Source organism: Acidisoma sp. (genome assembly GCF_035492295.1).
GTDB lineage: Bacteria > Pseudomonadota > Alphaproteobacteria > Acetobacterales > Acetobacteraceae > Acidisoma.
The window spans coordinates 1-15,553 of the sequence record NZ_DATJJK010000062.1 but is presented as its reverse complement, the minus strand read 5'-3'; the positions used below and the strand labels follow the sequence as shown (position 1 = coordinate 15,553).

The 15,553-nt window shown below is 66.7% G+C and carries 14 protein-coding genes; all 14 read right to left on the bottom strand.

Translation table 11 applies throughout. The features are described 5' to 3' along the window. Window positions 1–61: 61 nt before the first annotated feature. Complete coding sequence (gene flgA / locus VL752_RS04680) at window positions 62–787, bottom strand: flagellar basal body P-ring formation chaperone FlgA (protein ID WP_325352664.1); 726 nt, start codon at window positions 785–787, stop codon at window positions 62–64. Next, window positions 784–4,239: a sulfotransferase gene (locus VL752_RS04675; protein ID WP_325352661.1), complete on the bottom strand. Its 3,456-nt coding sequence runs from the start codon at window positions 4,237–4,239 to the stop codon at window positions 784–786. Before VL752_RS04675 ends, flgA begins: the two co-directional genes overlap by 4 nt. 10 nt (window positions 4,240–4,249) lie before the next feature. Next, the gene (flgL, locus tag VL752_RS04670; protein WP_325352659.1) at window positions 4,250–5,455 is read right to left on the bottom strand and encodes a flagellar hook-associated protein FlgL; all 1,206 of its coding nucleotides are present in this window, start codon (window positions 5,453–5,455) and stop codon (window positions 4,250–4,252) included. Window positions 5,456–5,552: 97 nt separating this feature from the next. Continuing rightward, window positions 5,553–5,975: a hypothetical protein gene (locus VL752_RS04665; protein WP_325352657.1), complete on the bottom strand. Its 423-nt coding sequence runs from the start codon at window positions 5,973–5,975 to the stop codon at window positions 5,553–5,555. After that, on the bottom strand, window positions 5,972–7,315 hold the full coding sequence (locus VL752_RS04660; RefSeq protein ID WP_325352655.1) for a FliI/YscN family ATPase: 1,344 nt from the start codon (window positions 7,313–7,315) through the stop codon (window positions 5,972–5,974). Before VL752_RS04660 ends, VL752_RS04665 begins: the two co-directional genes overlap by 4 nt. Then, window positions 7,312–8,034: a FliH/SctL family protein gene (locus tag VL752_RS04655; protein WP_325352653.1), complete on the bottom strand. Its 723-nt coding sequence runs from the start codon at window positions 8,032–8,034 to the stop codon at window positions 7,312–7,314. The genes VL752_RS04660 and VL752_RS04655 overlap by 4 nt, the downstream gene beginning before the upstream one ends. Next, window positions 8,031–8,306 (bottom strand): hypothetical protein, encoded by a 276-nt coding sequence (locus VL752_RS04650; RefSeq protein ID WP_325352651.1) that lies wholly within the window; start codon window positions 8,304–8,306, stop codon window positions 8,031–8,033. Before VL752_RS04650 ends, VL752_RS04655 begins: the two co-directional genes overlap by 4 nt. A gap of 9 nt (window positions 8,307–8,315) precedes the next feature. After that, window positions 8,316–9,380: an OmpA family protein gene (locus tag VL752_RS04645; RefSeq protein WP_325352649.1), complete on the bottom strand. Its 1,065-nt coding sequence runs from the start codon at window positions 9,378–9,380 to the stop codon at window positions 8,316–8,318. Further along, on the bottom strand, window positions 9,377–10,186 hold the full coding sequence (locus VL752_RS04640; protein ID WP_325352647.1) for a MotA/TolQ/ExbB proton channel family protein: 810 nt from the start codon (window positions 10,184–10,186) through the stop codon (window positions 9,377–9,379). Before VL752_RS04640 ends, VL752_RS04645 begins: the two co-directional genes overlap by 4 nt. After that, on the bottom strand, window positions 10,177–10,755 hold the full coding sequence (locus tag VL752_RS04635; protein ID WP_325352645.1) for a sigma-70 family RNA polymerase sigma factor: 579 nt from the start codon (window positions 10,753–10,755) through the stop codon (window positions 10,177–10,179). Before VL752_RS04635 ends, VL752_RS04640 begins: the two co-directional genes overlap by 10 nt. Further along, a complete protein-coding gene (locus VL752_RS04630; RefSeq protein ID WP_325352643.1) occupies window positions 10,745–12,838 on the bottom strand; it encodes a flagellar biosynthesis protein FlhA in 2,094 nt (697 codons plus the stop codon). The genes VL752_RS04635 and VL752_RS04630 overlap by 11 nt, the downstream gene beginning before the upstream one ends. Then, complete coding sequence (locus VL752_RS04625; protein ID WP_325352641.1) at window positions 12,831–13,094, bottom strand: flagellar biosynthetic protein FliQ; 264 nt, start codon at window positions 13,092–13,094, stop codon at window positions 12,831–12,833. The genes VL752_RS04630 and VL752_RS04625 overlap by 8 nt, the downstream gene beginning before the upstream one ends. After that, window positions 13,091–13,438 carry a FliM/FliN family flagellar motor switch protein gene (locus tag VL752_RS04620; RefSeq protein WP_325352639.1) on the bottom strand — a complete coding sequence of 116 codons (348 nt, stop codon included), beginning with the start codon at window positions 13,436–13,438 and terminating at the stop codon, window positions 13,091–13,093. The genes VL752_RS04625 and VL752_RS04620 overlap by 4 nt, the downstream gene beginning before the upstream one ends. 29 nt (window positions 13,439–13,467) lie before the next feature. Beyond that, entirely contained in the window at window positions 13,468–14,442 is a 975-nt protein-coding gene (locus VL752_RS04615) for a flagellar hook-length control protein FliK (RefSeq protein ID WP_325352637.1), read from the bottom strand. Between the last annotated feature and the right edge of the window lie 1,111 nt (window positions 14,443–15,553).

The following is a 15,553-nucleotide window of genomic DNA, read 5'->3' as shown; positions in this document are numbered from 1 at the left end:
CGTTCGGGTTGTCGTGCCCATTCATTCGCTGGGCTCGCTCAGACTTTTCCGAAACTCTCCTCTACCGGCCGAGCTGGACAACTGCGCCGGATGCGGTAAGCGCCGCCTGGAAATGCCTGCCGCTGGAGAGATTGGTGACCATGATCCGGTCGCCGAGGCGGCCGGCTTGATCCGCCCGCGCATCGAGCGTGAGATCGACTGCGCCATTGATGACGTCGACCATGATGATCTGGCCCGCCTGGACGATGAAGGGCCGCTGAACCGCGCTGCCTGTCACGATGGTTCCCGGCGACAAAGTGAGGATGGCGATCGAGCCTGTCACCTCGCCTGGCTGGTAGAAGACCCGGCGCCCGGCATAGAGCGAAAGCGGCTCCTCCCGCAAAGCGAGGTCGGCGTCCTGGATGCTCTGGCCGGCCGGGATCGGCCGTGCCACCACCACCACAGCCATCTTTGCGTCCACCGTGACGCTGACATAGAGGCGCCAGGCCGGGGCCGGGCAGGCGGCTGCAGCCTGCAGATAGGGTTCCTGGCCGGTCACGGTGACGTTCAGCGGTTGGGTGCAGGCGTCCATGTGCTGCGCGCCGGAGACACGGCCAAGGATGATGTCGGCGTTGGCCGGCACTGTCGCCGCCACAGCCCGGCGCACGGCATCGGCGACCGCCGCTGGGTCCTGTTTCGCCGCCAAGGCAGGTTCGGGCGCCTGCATCGCCATCAGTCCGAGGACGAGAACCAGCCCGCGACGGCCCAGACAGGGCCGCAGGAGCCTGGCGACGCCCGGCGCGTTCATTCCGCCGCCTGTTGGCCGACCCTGGCCGGCAGCGTCAGGCCTGCCCAGGGCGGCGGCGCATCCTCGATCGCGGGTAGCGCGAGACAGGCCTCACGTGCGGCCTGCCCGGCGGCAATCGTTCCGTGCAGATCCGCCACCGCCTGGCTCACGGCGCGCTGCCAGGCGGCATAGCGATTGGGCAGGCGCTGCGCGCCGAGCGCCGGAGGGCAATCGAGCCGCTCGTCTATCAGCAGCTGACAACCGGCCGCGGCCGCCAGCAGGCAGCGGTAATGATCCGCCAGGCTATCCGCGTCGCGGTCGACCGGCCGGATGCAGAGATGCGGCGCCAGGGAGGCGAGTTCGCTCGCCCAGCCCTGCTCGCTGCCGGGCGGACGGATGCAAGTCACGGAGCCGGCATAGGTCGCGCCGGGTTTCTCGACGACGATCCATAGGACGTGCTGCATCGTTTCGTTGATGAGGTCGACCAGCCAAGCGGGGGTGATGCCTTCATCCATCCAGAGGATGCGCGGCCGGCTGTTGATGCCGCTGGCGGTTGTGAAGTCGGTCCAGAGCGGGCGCGACAAAGTGGGGCGCCAGAGCGTGACGGGGTGATTGGGCGGCAGCAGCTTGCGCAGGCTCCCGGCGATGCCGGGCGAAGTGACATAGAGGGCCTCAGCCGCGCCGAGTGCTGGCTTAGCCTCCGGCTTCGGCGCCTGGGTATAGATCGCAGCATAGGGCTGCGCGCCGGCAATCTCCGGCCCCGCCGGATTGACCCGCAGCCAAAGCTTCGGCGCCCGGCGCCCGACTTGCCCGGGCATCACAATCTCTGGCGTCCAACTTGCCTCGATTAGTCCGGCCGTACGGAGCGCACGTGCGGCATTGAAGACGGCGAGGCCGGCTTCCGGCGGCCCGCTGAGGAGGAGATTGCCCGGATCGACCGGCGCCGCGCGCACCAGTCCGGGATGCTGCTCCGCCGTCAGAAGATCGCCATGCAGCGACAGGGCAGGATGGTGGAACGGATCTTCCCAGGACAGTGTGCGCGCGATCTCGCTTCCCCGGCGGAACTGGCCTTCGAAGTCGGGCCGGATGGTCTGCCCGGGGATCGCGAAGGACACGTCCGGTGTCCACACCAGGGCGTGGCCGGCGACACGTAACTGCGCACCGATGTCGATCCAGAGCGCGTCGCCCGAGAGGCTCGGAATACGGCAAGCGGCGAGTGCGGCGGCGCGCGCCAGCAGGGCGGGGGGCGCCAGGGCACTCGCCTCCTGGTCCACCATCAGCCAGCCGCCTGGCCCGGGATCGTCCGAGAGATGCCCGGCGCCCATCCGGGCATCCGCGCCGATCACGATGGGACCCTGGATCGTGAAACGGCTGGCATCCGCCAGCAGGGGCGAGAGGCCGCGAGCACCGACCAGCCCGACCCGCGGATCGGCAAGGCGGGCACGCAGTTCGGCCTGCCATTCCCCGCTCATGGCGCGGCCACGGGCATCAAGAATAAGCACATGCGGCGTCGCAACACGCAACAATGCCTGGGCGAGCGCATCGCCGGTCTCGATGCCATCGGCCGGCGGCACGGCCAGGACCTTGTGTTCCAGCGCCTCCTCCTTCTCGATGACCTGGGTGAAATAGCTCACCACCTGGGGCGCGAGCGCAGCGCCGGCGAGGATGATGGGCCCGGTCAGGACCGAGGATGAGAGAATGTCGCGCAGCCAATGGTCGATGCCGGCGATCTCCGCCCCGTCACAGAGCAGGATCGTCGTGGTGCCTTCATCCGGAACCTTTCGGACATGGCGATAAAGGCCCTGGTACTGCCGGGATTCGACCTGCGCCTCCTGGCCGATGCGGGCGAGATGGCTGGCGATCGCCTCCGCCGCACGGGTCACGAAGATGGTGGACGGGATATTGTCCCGCCGGCTGAGCGGGCTGCGCGTGAAGACCGCCTCGGTGAGGCGGACCACGCGCCCCCCGGCCTCGGCCAGGCGCAGCTGAAGATCATATTCTTCGGCACCTGCGAGCGCCGCGTCAAAACCGCCGACCCGATGCACCGCCTCCATCCGGTACCACACCCAGTCGCCGATATAGGGAGATTGGCGCAGTCGCGTCGGCTCCCAGCCCGGCTTGTGGCGAATCCAGGGGCCGATGTCGCGCTGCACGATTTCGTCAGTGTAAATAAGGTCGGCCGCGCTTGCCTGGGCCTCAAGGGCGAGGCGTAAGCAGGCATCGGGGGCCACGGTGTCGCCGGCATTGAGGATCGCGACATAGTCGAGCCCCTCCGGGACGGCATTGGCGACCGCACAGAGCCTGATGGTAAGCGCGCCCGCTTCCGCGTCCGCCCGGATCGTCGGCAAATCGGGCAAATCGATCTCTTCGGTGGTGATGAGCTGGATTGAACTCGGCGGATGCCATTGGCTGCGCAGCGATTGCAGCGTCTCGTTCACGGCATGGGCGCGGCTTGGCGGGGCGGCGATGAGCACGGCCACCCGCGGCAGGGGCCCGACCTGCGCTTCCAGCGCCTCCTTGCGGGCGAGCAAGCGCGCGCGGCCGCCCGGATCGAGGCGCTCTGCCGGGCGCAAGCTGGCGGAACCGCCGGCGGCCTCGCCCGTTGCGCCAGCACCCTGCTGCGACACCCAGGGCATGACCGAGCCCTTGCTCTGCGCGAGCTCGGCGACGAAACCGACGAGCTCGGTGCAGGAGCACGCGAAACTGTCCCAGACGCTGGGCGCCGTTTCCTTGTCCTGCAACGCCTGCCACAGCCGCTCCACGAGCCCGTCCAGACCGGGCAGCAGTCCTTCCCGTGACAAGGCTTTGCTGCGGTCGAGCTGCGTTGTCAGGAAGGATTTTGCCTGGGCCAGAGCGTTCGGGCGGCGGCTGATGAGCGGAATGCCGAGATCCGCCTCGATGCGCCGGATCGTCGTGATCGGCTCCTTGAGGAGATCCCGGTAGGTCAGCCAGCTTCGCGGCAGGTGCCGCGCATGGCGTTCGGCCGAGACCATGTAGGAGACCCAGAGCAGCAAGGCGTGGGAGCGCGAAAGGCCGTTCTTGCGCTGCTGGCTATCCGCGACCGTCCAGGGGTCGCGGCTGATATGGAGGACATGGATAGCGTGGCCGGCCTGCTTTGCCGCCTCCTCATAGATCGGCAGCAAACGGCAGATATGCGGATGCTTGATGCCCCAGAGCGGCTCGGCCTGAAAGCGCCGGCGCAGAATCTCACCCAGGCGGGACAGAAAACCCGCCATGTCGGCGCGCTTGTTCCACCCTTCCTCCAGGCTGCGCAGATCGGTCCATTGCCGGCCGAGGCGCGCGAAGAGATCGACGTCGAATTCGATGAGTTCCGGAATCTCGAAGAAGCCGCGCGGATTGTGCTCATTCGGATTGGCATCGTTGTGCAGCGCGACGCCCAGCGTCTGCAGCGTGCCCGACAAAGCCGAGGTTCCGCTTCGGTAATAGCCGACGACGAAGATCGCATCCGACAAGGGTTCGTCCTCAGATGTATTGGAAAAGACTGAGATTTTGTACGGCGCTGAAGGCTTTCGCGGCGGCCTGCACGGCGGTGATGGTCTGGTTTAGTTGAGTCATGGCGGCCGGCATGTCGGTGCCGACCGCGTTTTGGACGGTGAGCTGCAGAGCGGTGCTCTGGTTGGCATTGCTGCTGCCGGCATTGCTGATCGCTTGCAGCGTGACGCCGTTCTGAGCCTGCGCCGTCAGCAGGGTCTGCTGATATTGCGCGAGTGTCGCGAGACCGTTGCTCAGAGTCTGGGTTAGCTGCGCCTTGCTCGCCGACGAATTCACGGCCGTCGAGAGCGACGTCGACAGTCCCTGCAGCATGTCGAAAGCGCTTTGCGGCCGGCTGGGGCTGATTGTGAAACTGTCACCCGCCACGGGCGTGCCGTTGAGCTGGAAATTCTGCCCGGCCAGTTGGATCGTGGAACCATCGGTGGCGGCCCCGGTCGCGATCGCCGTGCCGTTCTGCATTGCGGTATAGGTGAGGCCGTTCGCGCCGGTTGCGAAACTCAGCGTGATCGGCGCGGTGCCGGCCTGAAAGGAGGCGGCGGTCTGGGCCTGCACCACCCCTTCGGAGAGCAAGGTTCCCGTCCCGGCATTGGCGGCTCCGGCCGTGGCGATGGCGTAGCCGTTCCCGGCGAGAGCGCTGACGAAGACGCTGCCACTGGCGAGAGTCCCCGTCGTCGTGGTCGGTGTGATCGCCGCCTGACTCTGTCCGCTGTCACCGAGATAGACGACCTGGCCGCTGCCATTGGTCTGGAATGGGGTGAGCGTCGAGCGCGAGCCGCCGAAAAGATAACTGCCGTCGGGGGCGGTCGAATTCGCGAGGCCCACGAGTTGTTGCGAAAAGGATTGGATCTGGGTGGAGAAGGTCTGCAGCTGCTGCGGGCTGGTGGTGCCGTTCAACGCCTGCTCGATGACGGACTGGATATTGTTGTACAGTGTCGAGACCGAGCCATAGGCATTGGTGACGCTGGCGAGCTTGGTCTGAATCGAGGCCTGGGTCGCGTTCTGATTGGCCAGCGCGCCGATCTGGTTCTGCGCAATGGTCGCGGTCTCGTAGGCAGCCGGATTCTGGCTGGGCGCCTGCACCGCATAGCCGCTGGCGATCTGCTGCTCCAGCACGTTGATCTGGGCTTCCTGCAGCCCGATCGAGGCGGAAAAATTGGTGAACAGAGAAGCGCTCATACGAATCTCGTCCGTTGTTTGGGTGGCGACGGGGTCAGTTCATGCCTATTCGCGTTGCACCCCCCGCGCTTTGCCTCCGCGTCATTGGCCATGGCGCCTAGCTCCGCGGCCGGAGGAAGGGTCCGGCCTGGGCGCGCTCGCGGCGCTGTTCGGCCCGCCGTTCCTCCAGAACGGTCAGGCTGCGCCGCGCTTCGGCGAGATTGGCGCGATGTTCCTGGGCATGGGCAAAGCCGGTTTGGGCCAACTTCAGCGCCTCTGCCGCCTGCGCCTCCATCCGCACGATCTGGCTTTCTGCACTGTCCGAGGCCGTGATGAAGGCGGCCGCCCGCCGGGCGCCACCCGCCTCGATCACGGCGCCCCCACGCCAGCTCCGCGCCAACTTCTCCCGGTAGCCGGCGAGAATTTCGCGCTGCCGGGCAGCCTGCTCCAAAAGCCCATTCTGTCGCCCGATCTCCTCTAGGAGGCGCAGTTCCCGTGTCGCCGTCAGGAGATCCAGTCGTTCGATCGTCTTGCTTTTCATGTCGTAACCTCCGCGAAGACTGCCTCTAGCAGAGCAAGGCTTTGCAAAAGATTGACTGGCTCATGGGCATTCTGCCGCACCACGCGTTCCATGAGTGCGGCGCGGCGGATCGCTTCGTCGAGGATGGGGTCTCGGCCTGGCGCATAGGCGCCGAGATCGATGATGTCCTGCTTCTCCTGCCGACGTGCCCAGAGTGTGCGGAAGCGCGCGGCAAATCGCTGATGCGCCTTGCTGACCAAGCTCGACATCGGCCGCGAGAGCGAGGCGGACACGTCAATAGGTGGATAGAGCGCCGCTTCGGACAGACTGCGGGACAGCACGATATGCCCGTCCAGCACTGAGCGCGCGGTATCGGCCACTGGATCGCTTACATGATCGTCGCCTTCGACCAGCACGGTATAGATCGCGGTGATGGATCCCTGCCCGTCGGTGCCGTTGCCGGCGCGTTCAACATAGGCGGCGAGCGCACCGAAGACCGACGGCGGATAACCCTTGGTCGCCGGTGGTTCCCCGACCGCGAGACCAATTTCGCGCAAGGCCATAGCGAGGCGCGTCAGGGAGTCGACGACCAGCAACACGTGCCGGCCCTGGGCGCGCCAATATTCGGCGATGGCGGCGGCGCGATAGGCGCCATGTACCCGGCCGAGCGCCGTATCGTCGGCAGCCGAGGCGACGACGACGCTGCGCGCCCGCGCTGTGCCGAGGTGATCCTCAATGAATTCGCGGATTTCGCGTCCGCGCTCGCCGATCATGCCGACGACGACAACGTCCGCCTCCGCATGCTGTGCCATCATGCCGAGCAGCGTCGTCTTGCCGACGCCGCTGCCCGCGAAGAGCCCGATGCGCATGCCTCGGCCCATGGTGGCGAGCGCATTGATGGCCGAGACCCCGACGTCGAAGACGCGGGTGATGCGGGCGCGAGCCATGGGATTGATCGACTGCCCGAGGAGCGGCCAGGGATGGGTGAGTTCTGGCGCAGGCCTTCCATCCAGCGGCTGGCCGCGCGCATCCAGGACACGGTCGAGCAGGCCCTCGCCCATCAGGGGCGAGGGGGAGTCGCTCTGCACATGGACCCGGGCACCACGGGTGATGCCGCGCATGCCCTGCTCCGGCATGATGAGCAGCATGCCGGCTTGAAACCCAACCACTTCCGCCGGCCGCGCCTCCTTCTCCCCCGTGTCGACGAGGCAGCGAGCGCCGATCGGCGCCCGGATGCCGCTCGCATGCAGCACTTCGCCATTGGAGCGCACGATCCGGCCGAAGCGCAGCACGGGGTCCCGCACGAGCGCCGGCCGTAGCCGTGCGCCCGCCATCTCCCGGATGCGCTCGGTCGAGATCATGCCGGGGGCGCCGTATCGCGTGGCGCCGGGGGCGGCAGCGCGGGCGGCGGTCCGTCATCCTCGCCCAGCAGCGCCGCCCGCAACGTCTCGAGGCGGCTGCCGATCTGCGCGTCCCATTCGATCTTGTCGATCGGATCGCCATCACTCGTCAGCAGCTCGACCAGCGTGCCGCCGCGCTCGATCTGTCCGTCGGCAAGGAGGTGAACCTGCGGCAGATCGAATTGCGGTGCGATGACCGTGTGATCCTGCGGATTGAGGCGCACGACGATGCTTTGGCCGCTATGACGCTCCCGCACCGCCTCGTCGAGCAGCGTGGCGACGAGGGCGCGTAGACTGTCCGGGCGCAGCGCGACCTCCTGCCGCACTACGTGACGTGCCAGCATGAAGGCGAGTTCGGTGATGAGACCGGCGAGGTCATGCTCCTTGCGCGCCAGCGGTGCCATGAGTTCGGCGGTGGCAGCCGAGAAGGCGGAAATGGCGGTACGCACCGCCTTCTCCTGACCGATGCGAGCTGCTTCTGCGGCGGCACGGGTCTCTGCCTCTCCGGCAGCGCGGCCTTCGGCCTCGGCCGCGCCGCGTAGCGCCGCGACCCGTTCCGCAACGCACTCGGCAATCCGCTGCGCCGCAGCTTCCGCCTCCGCTGCCACGGCCGCCGCGGCCTCCTCGCTTCCTACGGCCGTTACCGGCTCGGGCTCCTTGCGGATGAGGACGAAACTCAAGACTCGTCCCCGCCCAAGTGATGCTGTCGTTGCAGACCGTAGAGGACAAGGCCGGTGCCGAGCTTCAGCACCGGCTCGAGCACGGCGAAGGCGGCGCGGGCGAACAGCGCCACCGTCAGCATGCCAAGGACCCAGATGAGAAGCGAAGAGGGCGTGAAGGAGGTGGGCTGATGCCCGGCTGCCCAGAGGATGGCGATGGCCAGAACCACGAGGCCGCGGCGAATGAGCCTGGGCCGATGCGACTTGGCATTCTTCTTTGCGGTTTTCGCCATGGCTGCATTTCAAGGTGAGGGATGGGGCGATGCGGGCGACGGTGGCGAAGGGGATGCCACCGCCGCCCGGGATGGAGGCGCCGGCTGTGGCAGCGTGACGTTGAGCGATGCCGGGGCGATGGGCTCGGACTCGGGCGCTGTTGTGGTCGATGGCGACGGTGCCTGCACATCCGGCGCGCGGATGACGATGACGACGCGGCGGTTCTTGGCCCGTCCCTGCTCGGTGCTGTTGTCGGCAAGCGGCACATATTCACCGAAGCCTTGCGCCGACAGTCGATCGCCCTCGATGCCCTGTTGCCCGAAGAGTTCGACCACGCTCACCGCGCGCTCCGCCGAAAGCGACCAGTTGGACGGGTATTGTGGGGTCGCGATGGGCTGGTTGTCGGTATAGCCCTGCAGGTTGATCGCGAAGGGCCGTGGTAAGCTTTTGAGGCTGTCGGCGACATTGTCGAGAAGGCTTTTTGCTCCGGGCAGAAGCTCCGCCTTGCCGGAATCGAACAGTACGGCTGCGTCCAGGCTGATCGTGAGTGTCAGCGGCGTCGCCTCGATCGTCACCTGATGGCCGGAGGTCAGGGGGCTCAGCAGCGACTCCAGCTGTTGTTTAACCTTTTCGAGTGCCAGCGCCTCCTGGGCCAGCTGCTGCGAGACTGCCTTGCTGAGGACCGGCCGCTGGGGCACCGGGGTAGGCGGCGGCATGGGCTGCGCAGGCTTGGGAGCGATTGCGGGGGCATGGGGCTTCGGGGGTACCGGCAGATTGACCGGCGCGCTCTGCTTCGGCTTCGCCTCGTTGTGCGGGGTTCGTGGCGCCGGGTTTTCGATCGGTTTGGGCACCGGAGACGGCTGATGCTTCATCATGCCCTTGCTCGCTCCCTGCTGCCGGATGAGCGCCGGGGTCAGGCCATGAAAGGCGGCGACCATGCCCTTGGCCTCTTCCTCCATCTTCGCGCGATTGCGCGAGGAAGAGGCGAAGAGCACCACGAAGAGCGCGAACAGGAGTGTCATGAAATCCGCATAGCTGATAACCCAACGCTCGTGGTTGGGCGGTTTTTCGCCATCCTCGCCACCGCTGCTCATGCCGCCTGCTCCTCTGCTTCGCCGAGCTTGGCCTCAACGCCCTTATCGGCGGCTTTGTCCTTCTTCTTTTGATCGGTTACGAAACTCTGAAGATTCTGCCGGATAAGCGTGCCTGACTTGCCCTCCGAGAGCAGGAGAAAGCCCTGGATGACGATATGCCGCTCTTGCTTGCGTGCCTTAGCCAGGCTGGCGATATGCGCACCGAGTGGCAGGAAGATCATGTTCGCGAAGCCGACGCCGTAGACAGTGGCGATGAACGCCGTGGCGATACCTGCGCCGAGCTCATCCGGATGGTCGAGGCGCGTCATCACGTGAATGAGGCCGAGCACGGCGCCGAGCACGCCAATGGTAGGAGAATAGCCGCCCGCCGCCTCCCAGAACTCCGCACCCTTCATGTCGGCGCGATACTCATTGTCGGACAGGATGCCGAAGATGGTATGCAGATCCTCCTGGCTCGTATTGTCGATGATCATTTGCAGACCCTTCTTCTGAAAGGGATCCTCGGTTCCTTCGAGCACCGTCTCAAGTGCCAGCGACCCTTGCGCGCGGGCCAGGTTCGACCAGTCGCCGATATTGGCGATGAAGGCCGGGATATCGGTCTTCGGTGGTTTGAGAAGCGTCTTCACGGCCTTGAGCGCAATGCCGATCCGGCCGATGCCGAATTGCGTGATCACCGCCCCACCGGTGCCGCCGAGCACGATCATCGCCGCCGAGACCCCGATGAGTTCCGTCGGACTGTCTCCGTCGAGGATGACGGCGAAGAGGATGAAGCCGACGGACATGACGATGCCGATGATTAGCGACATGATGCGGTCACTCCATTGGTGACGGCGGTGAGACGGGCGGCGAGTTGCTCGAGCGCCCGCTTTCGGATACGCGACGCATAGCCTTCGCTGATGTTGAGGATGGCGGCGATCTCACGATTGTTCATGTCATCGTAAAAATGCAGGGCGAGGACGCGGTATTCGAGCGCCGGCAGGGTCCTCAGCGCCGCCGCGATCAGCTTCTTGTCATCGGCGCGGCTGAGATGGTGGAGAGGGTCTTCCGGCGAATCCCCGGACTTCACGGCTGCGGTTTCCACCACCTCCGTATCGAAGACCGTCTCTCCCCGGTGTATCGCACCTTCCCGGCGCAGACCGTCGATCATGGCGCCACGAATCCGGCGGGCACAGAAGGCCTGGAAGTCAATGCCGCGCGTGCTGTCGAAGCGCTGCAGGGCTTCGAGCATCCCGACCGCCCCGAGCTGGAGCAATTCGTCGAGGTCCGCCCAGGGCATGCGCGCCTTCAGCATGAGGGCGGTACGCTTGACCCAATTACCGTAGAGCTTCCGCAGGGCCGCATCATCCGGCAGCAGGGGCATTTGTTCAGCCATCATTCTGCGCCGGGCTTGCGGTGAAGACGACCTGCAGCGGCGTCGCCTCGGGAATCTCCTCGATGGCGATGACCGCGATGATGGGCATCACGGCGCGCGCGACGACGCGTCGCAGCTGGCCCTGGATGACGAGAATCGGCTTCCGATTGATCGCGGTCAGGGCGCGGGCGGCATTCTGCGCCGCCTGACGCAGATGCATCGTGGTTTCGGTCTCGACCTCGTGCCCGATGCCGGATTCTCGCGAGGCGCGGAGGCTCTTCGCGACGAGCTCCTCAAGGGCCTGATGCAGCACGGCGACGCGCAGTGTCATGTCAGGACCGAAATAAGGCGAGACAAGGAAGCGGCCCAGCCGGATACGCACTGCCCCGAGCAGCGCTTCCGGTTCCTTGGCGGGGCCGTTTGACGCATCGACCAGCGCTTCCGCGATCCGTTCGAAATCCCGAATGGGCACTTCCTCTTGCAGCAGGGCCTGGAGAACCTGGCGGATGGAACCGGGGGGGAGGTTGGTACGCAGATCCTCAGCCAGACGCGGCTGGGTCTCGGCGAGGCGGGTGACGAGGCCTTCAACCTGTGGCCGCCCGAGCAGTTCTGCGCCGTGACGCTTCAGTACCTCGGCGAAATGGGTGGCAAGGGCACTTGCCGAATCAACCACCGTATAGCCACGCTCCTCCGCCATTGGGATGGCGGATTGCGCGATCCAGACCGCTGCCTGGCCGAAGGCGGGGTCTCGCACCGGGCGGCCGACGGCGAGCTTTTCGGTTACCAGGCTGCCTTCGATCGCAAGCCATTGGCCCGGCCAGACCTCGCCATGTCCGACCGCCGCACCCCGCAGCGCAAAGCGGTAGCCATGCGGCGGCAGGTCGCTGCTGTCACGGATGTGCACGGCCGGTACAAGAAACCCCATCTGCCGTCCGTAGCGTTGCCGAACGGCGGTCAACCGGTTCAAGAGTTTGCCCTCGCCTTGGCTGACCAGCGGTGTCAGCGCATAGCCGATGCTCATGCCGACCGGATCGACGCCCGTGACATCCCCCACTGTGTCGATCTTCGGTTCGATCGGGGTCGTGGCATCGGTCTGCTGCGCGCTTGCTTGGGTCGTCCCGGCAGGCACTGCGCGCGTCAGCCGCCAGCTGATCAGGCCGAGCATGGCCGCGATGAACAGGAAGGGGAGATGCGCCATGCCGGGCATCAGCCCGATCGCCGCCATGATCGCGCCGCCGATCGCGAGTGCCTGCGGATAGCGTCCGATCTGCGACCTGATCTGCAGACCGAGATCCTCGTTGGAGGCGACGCGGGTGACGACGAGGCCGGCTGCAATCGAGATGGTGAGCGAGGGGATCTGAGCGGCCACGCCGTCGCCCACCGTCAGCAGCGTGTACGTGCGGGCTGCATCCGCCAGCGGCAGCCCCGCCTGCAGAGTTCCGATGATCAATCCGCCGATCATGTTGATGGCGAGAATGATCATCGCCGCCACGACGTCGCCGCGGACGAATTTGGAGGCGCCGTCCATGGCGCCGAAGAAGTCCGCCTCCCGCCGAAGCGAGTCGCGCTTCTTCTCTGCCGCCTGGGGGCTCAGCATGCCGGCATTGATCTCGGCGTCAATCGCGAGCTGGCGCCCGGGCAGACTGTCCAGCATAAAGCGGGCGCTGACTTCGGCGACGCGGCTCGCGCCGCGCGTGACGACGACGAAATTGATGATGATCAAGATCAGGAAGACGATGGCGCCGACCACGTAGTTGCCGCCGACGACGAATTCTCCGAAAGCCTCGATCACCCGACCGGCGGCGCCTGGACCACTCGCCCCGTTGAGGAGAATGGCGCGCGCGGTGGCGACGTTGAGCGCGAGCCGCATGAGGGTCGTCGCGAGCAGTACCGAGGGGAAGGCAGAGAACTCGGACGGGGAGGAGACGTAGAGGCTGGCGGCGAGGATGACGAGTCCGGCAGAAATGTTGAGCGCGAAGAGAAAGGAGATCGCAGCGGGCGGCAGCGGCACCACCAGCATGACGAGCACGAGCAGGATGATGATGGGTCCTGCAAGCTCTGCCAGGGCTATGCGCCGCACCGGTCGTAAGGTAAGCGACTCAACCATGGAGCAACCTGGGGATGGCGAGCAGAAGCCGTGTCGCATATTGTTCGACACCGGCCATCATGAATGGCCCGGCAAAGGTGCTGAGCACGGCGACGCCAATAACCTTGACAATGAAGGGCAGCGAGGAATCGCGGAGCTGGGTCGCCGTTTGCAGGACACCGATCGCGATGCCGAGCACGAACATGAGCAGGATCACGGGACCGCAGAGCTGGGCGAAGGCGAGCCAGGCATCGCGGTGAACGCTGGCCGCATTCATGGAAAGGCATCTCCGGTTTGGTCGCCTTCCTCCACCACCGCCACCACGCGCACGCCGTAGCGCTGCTCGGCAATGGAGACGATTTCTCCGCTAGCGAGCTTCTGCCCATTGGCGTAGATGCCGAAGGCCTCGCCAATTGCCTTGTCAAGACCGAGGATCTGTCCCTTGCGCAGGTTTTTGAGCTCCTTGACCGAGACGTTCGTACGGCCGAGTTCGACCGTGATCACGATGGGAAGCCGTTCGACGAGGGCCTGGCTCGTGATTGCGGGCGCATCACGTGTGGCGGGCTGCATCGGCTCCAATTCGACGCGCTCGCTGCCAGATGTCTCCGAGGAGGCCGGCATTCACAGATATCCTTGAGTGTGGAGAGGGATCAGGCGACCGCCCGCGCACCGCGGAGGCCGTCCTTCACAGGCGCCGGCTCTGCCTCGGAGGCGGTGCGGCTCAATATCGCGGTCTGCGCAAAGCTGGTCCTTTCTCCTGTTTGGTGTCCTGCCTGTCCGTTCGGGCTGCCGCCGGCCCCGCCGCCGACCTGCGCCTCGCCGAGATTGAGCCCCGCGCTGGCCATCGCATGGTGCAGATCCGGGAGGGCGCCGTGGATCAACTGGGCCGTTTGTGGGACCGACGGGACGAAAACCACGTTAACGGTAGCGTTGCCGGTCAGGGCGATGTGAATTGACAGGGCGCCAAGGCTAGGCGGATCGAGGCGCAGGACGGTCGTCGATTGGCCGCTTTGAGACATCGCCACGACCGAGGCGGCGAGGGCCGTTGCCGTTGCCGGGATGGCGGGAGGTTGGCCGCCAAGAGGAGGCTGTGACAGCCCGGCCAGGCTGGCTGCGCCCTGCAATTGCGGGCTGCCACCGGCACCCGGCGTCGGTGCCGCAAGCGGGAAAGGGCTGCCCCCTGTCACGGCGGCTGGAGCTGGGGCGGAGCCGCTGCCGAAGAGGCCGTGGCCGATGGTGGGTGAGTTGCGGTCGCCGGGTCCCGCCGGTTGTGGGATGGCGAGATTGGCGGTTGGGCCGACCCTGCCGGGGGTGGTCGTGGCGAGGGTTGCTCGCGCTGCCTGAGCGCGGTCCGCCAGGGCGGCGCCATCCGTGCTGGCGGCCGCGCCGGAAGTGGGGCGCAACAGGGGGCCGCCGGAGTTGGGCGATCCTGCGGATGCTGCCGAGGCCGTCGTTCCTTCCGTTCGGATGGCGATGGCAGGAGTGCCGGCCAGGGTGCCGGATGTCGAAGGCTGTCGCCCTGAGATCTGGGCAGGGATGGCGGCCGGGTTTTGCGGCACCGATGCGCTGCCGGCGGGCGGATTCTGCGGATCGCCGGACGTGCCGATGGCGATGGGCGGAGGCATCGCTGGAGGCGCGCCGGTTTCTGTCGAAACCGGGCTTGGTGTCAGCGGCGTCGTTACCTCTGCGGGTGCAGGTGCGGGGTCCCCCGCGGGCAGCAGGGGCGCCGTCTGGACTCCCCTGGTTTCAGTGACGATCGCTGCAGGTGCAGCCGCGCTCGCTTGAAGCGCGGCTGCGGCTTGGGTTTTGTCTGTCTGCCCCAGGCCGGGCTCCGTCATCCCGGGCGGCGCCCTGTTTGATGGGGCATGGGCGACCGGTACGGCCGCTTGCGCGGGAGGAGAGATAGAGACCGTGGGCCGGCCCTGGGCGATGCCGGGGGCGGTGGATGCGCTCTTCCTGCCAGGGCCACCTTGTATCGACGCGGAGCCGGTTGGCGTGGGAATCTCAGCCAATTGGATAAAGGGTTGTGGATCTGCCCCGTCTGTGGTCCAGGGCAGCGCCTTGGCGAGGTGCCCTGGCCTTGCCTCCCCCGCGACCTTCAAGGTCCCGTCGCTTCGGAACTGGGCCACAATAGGGGGCGTCGGGTCAGGCCGGATGGGTGCGGCCATGGCGACCAAGGTGGTGCCAGCTCCGAGACCGGCTGACGGATCGGCCGGCGCGGTCGGTGCCAGTGTAACCGCTTGCTGCGGGTGATTCCGCCGCTCCTCCTGATGCAAAGTGGAGCTCGGCGCGGTTCGCGATGCGCTGCTCTCTTGCTCGGGCGGACGGGCGGCGGCGGATGCCGTCTCGGTGACGGTGCCCTCGGGTGCCGTCGGGTGTCGGTCCGGCATGGCGGTCCTGGTCTGTGCGGCTGCCTGTCGGGCGGGGCGTGTCTGAGGAACGGTCTTCGTATGGGGAGTTGCCGCGCTGGCGGCTGCCTGGTCTTGTTCCATTGCGGCGGCTGTCGCCGCGGCGTCTGCCGAGGCCCGTGGTGGGATCGGAAGGGTTGGCTCAGCTGAGGCGCCGCTCGGATCGTCGAACCCCCTGGTTCGCGCGGTGCTGGCGTCGTTCGAAGCATTGAGCTTCGCTGCCGCCACGCCAGAGGGAGGGGTGGTGGCAGGCTGGCCCGCATCGGCTGAGGCGGCGTCTTTGTCCCCGCTCGCCACGGCAGCGCGCGGCCGCGCGGCGGGGGTAACG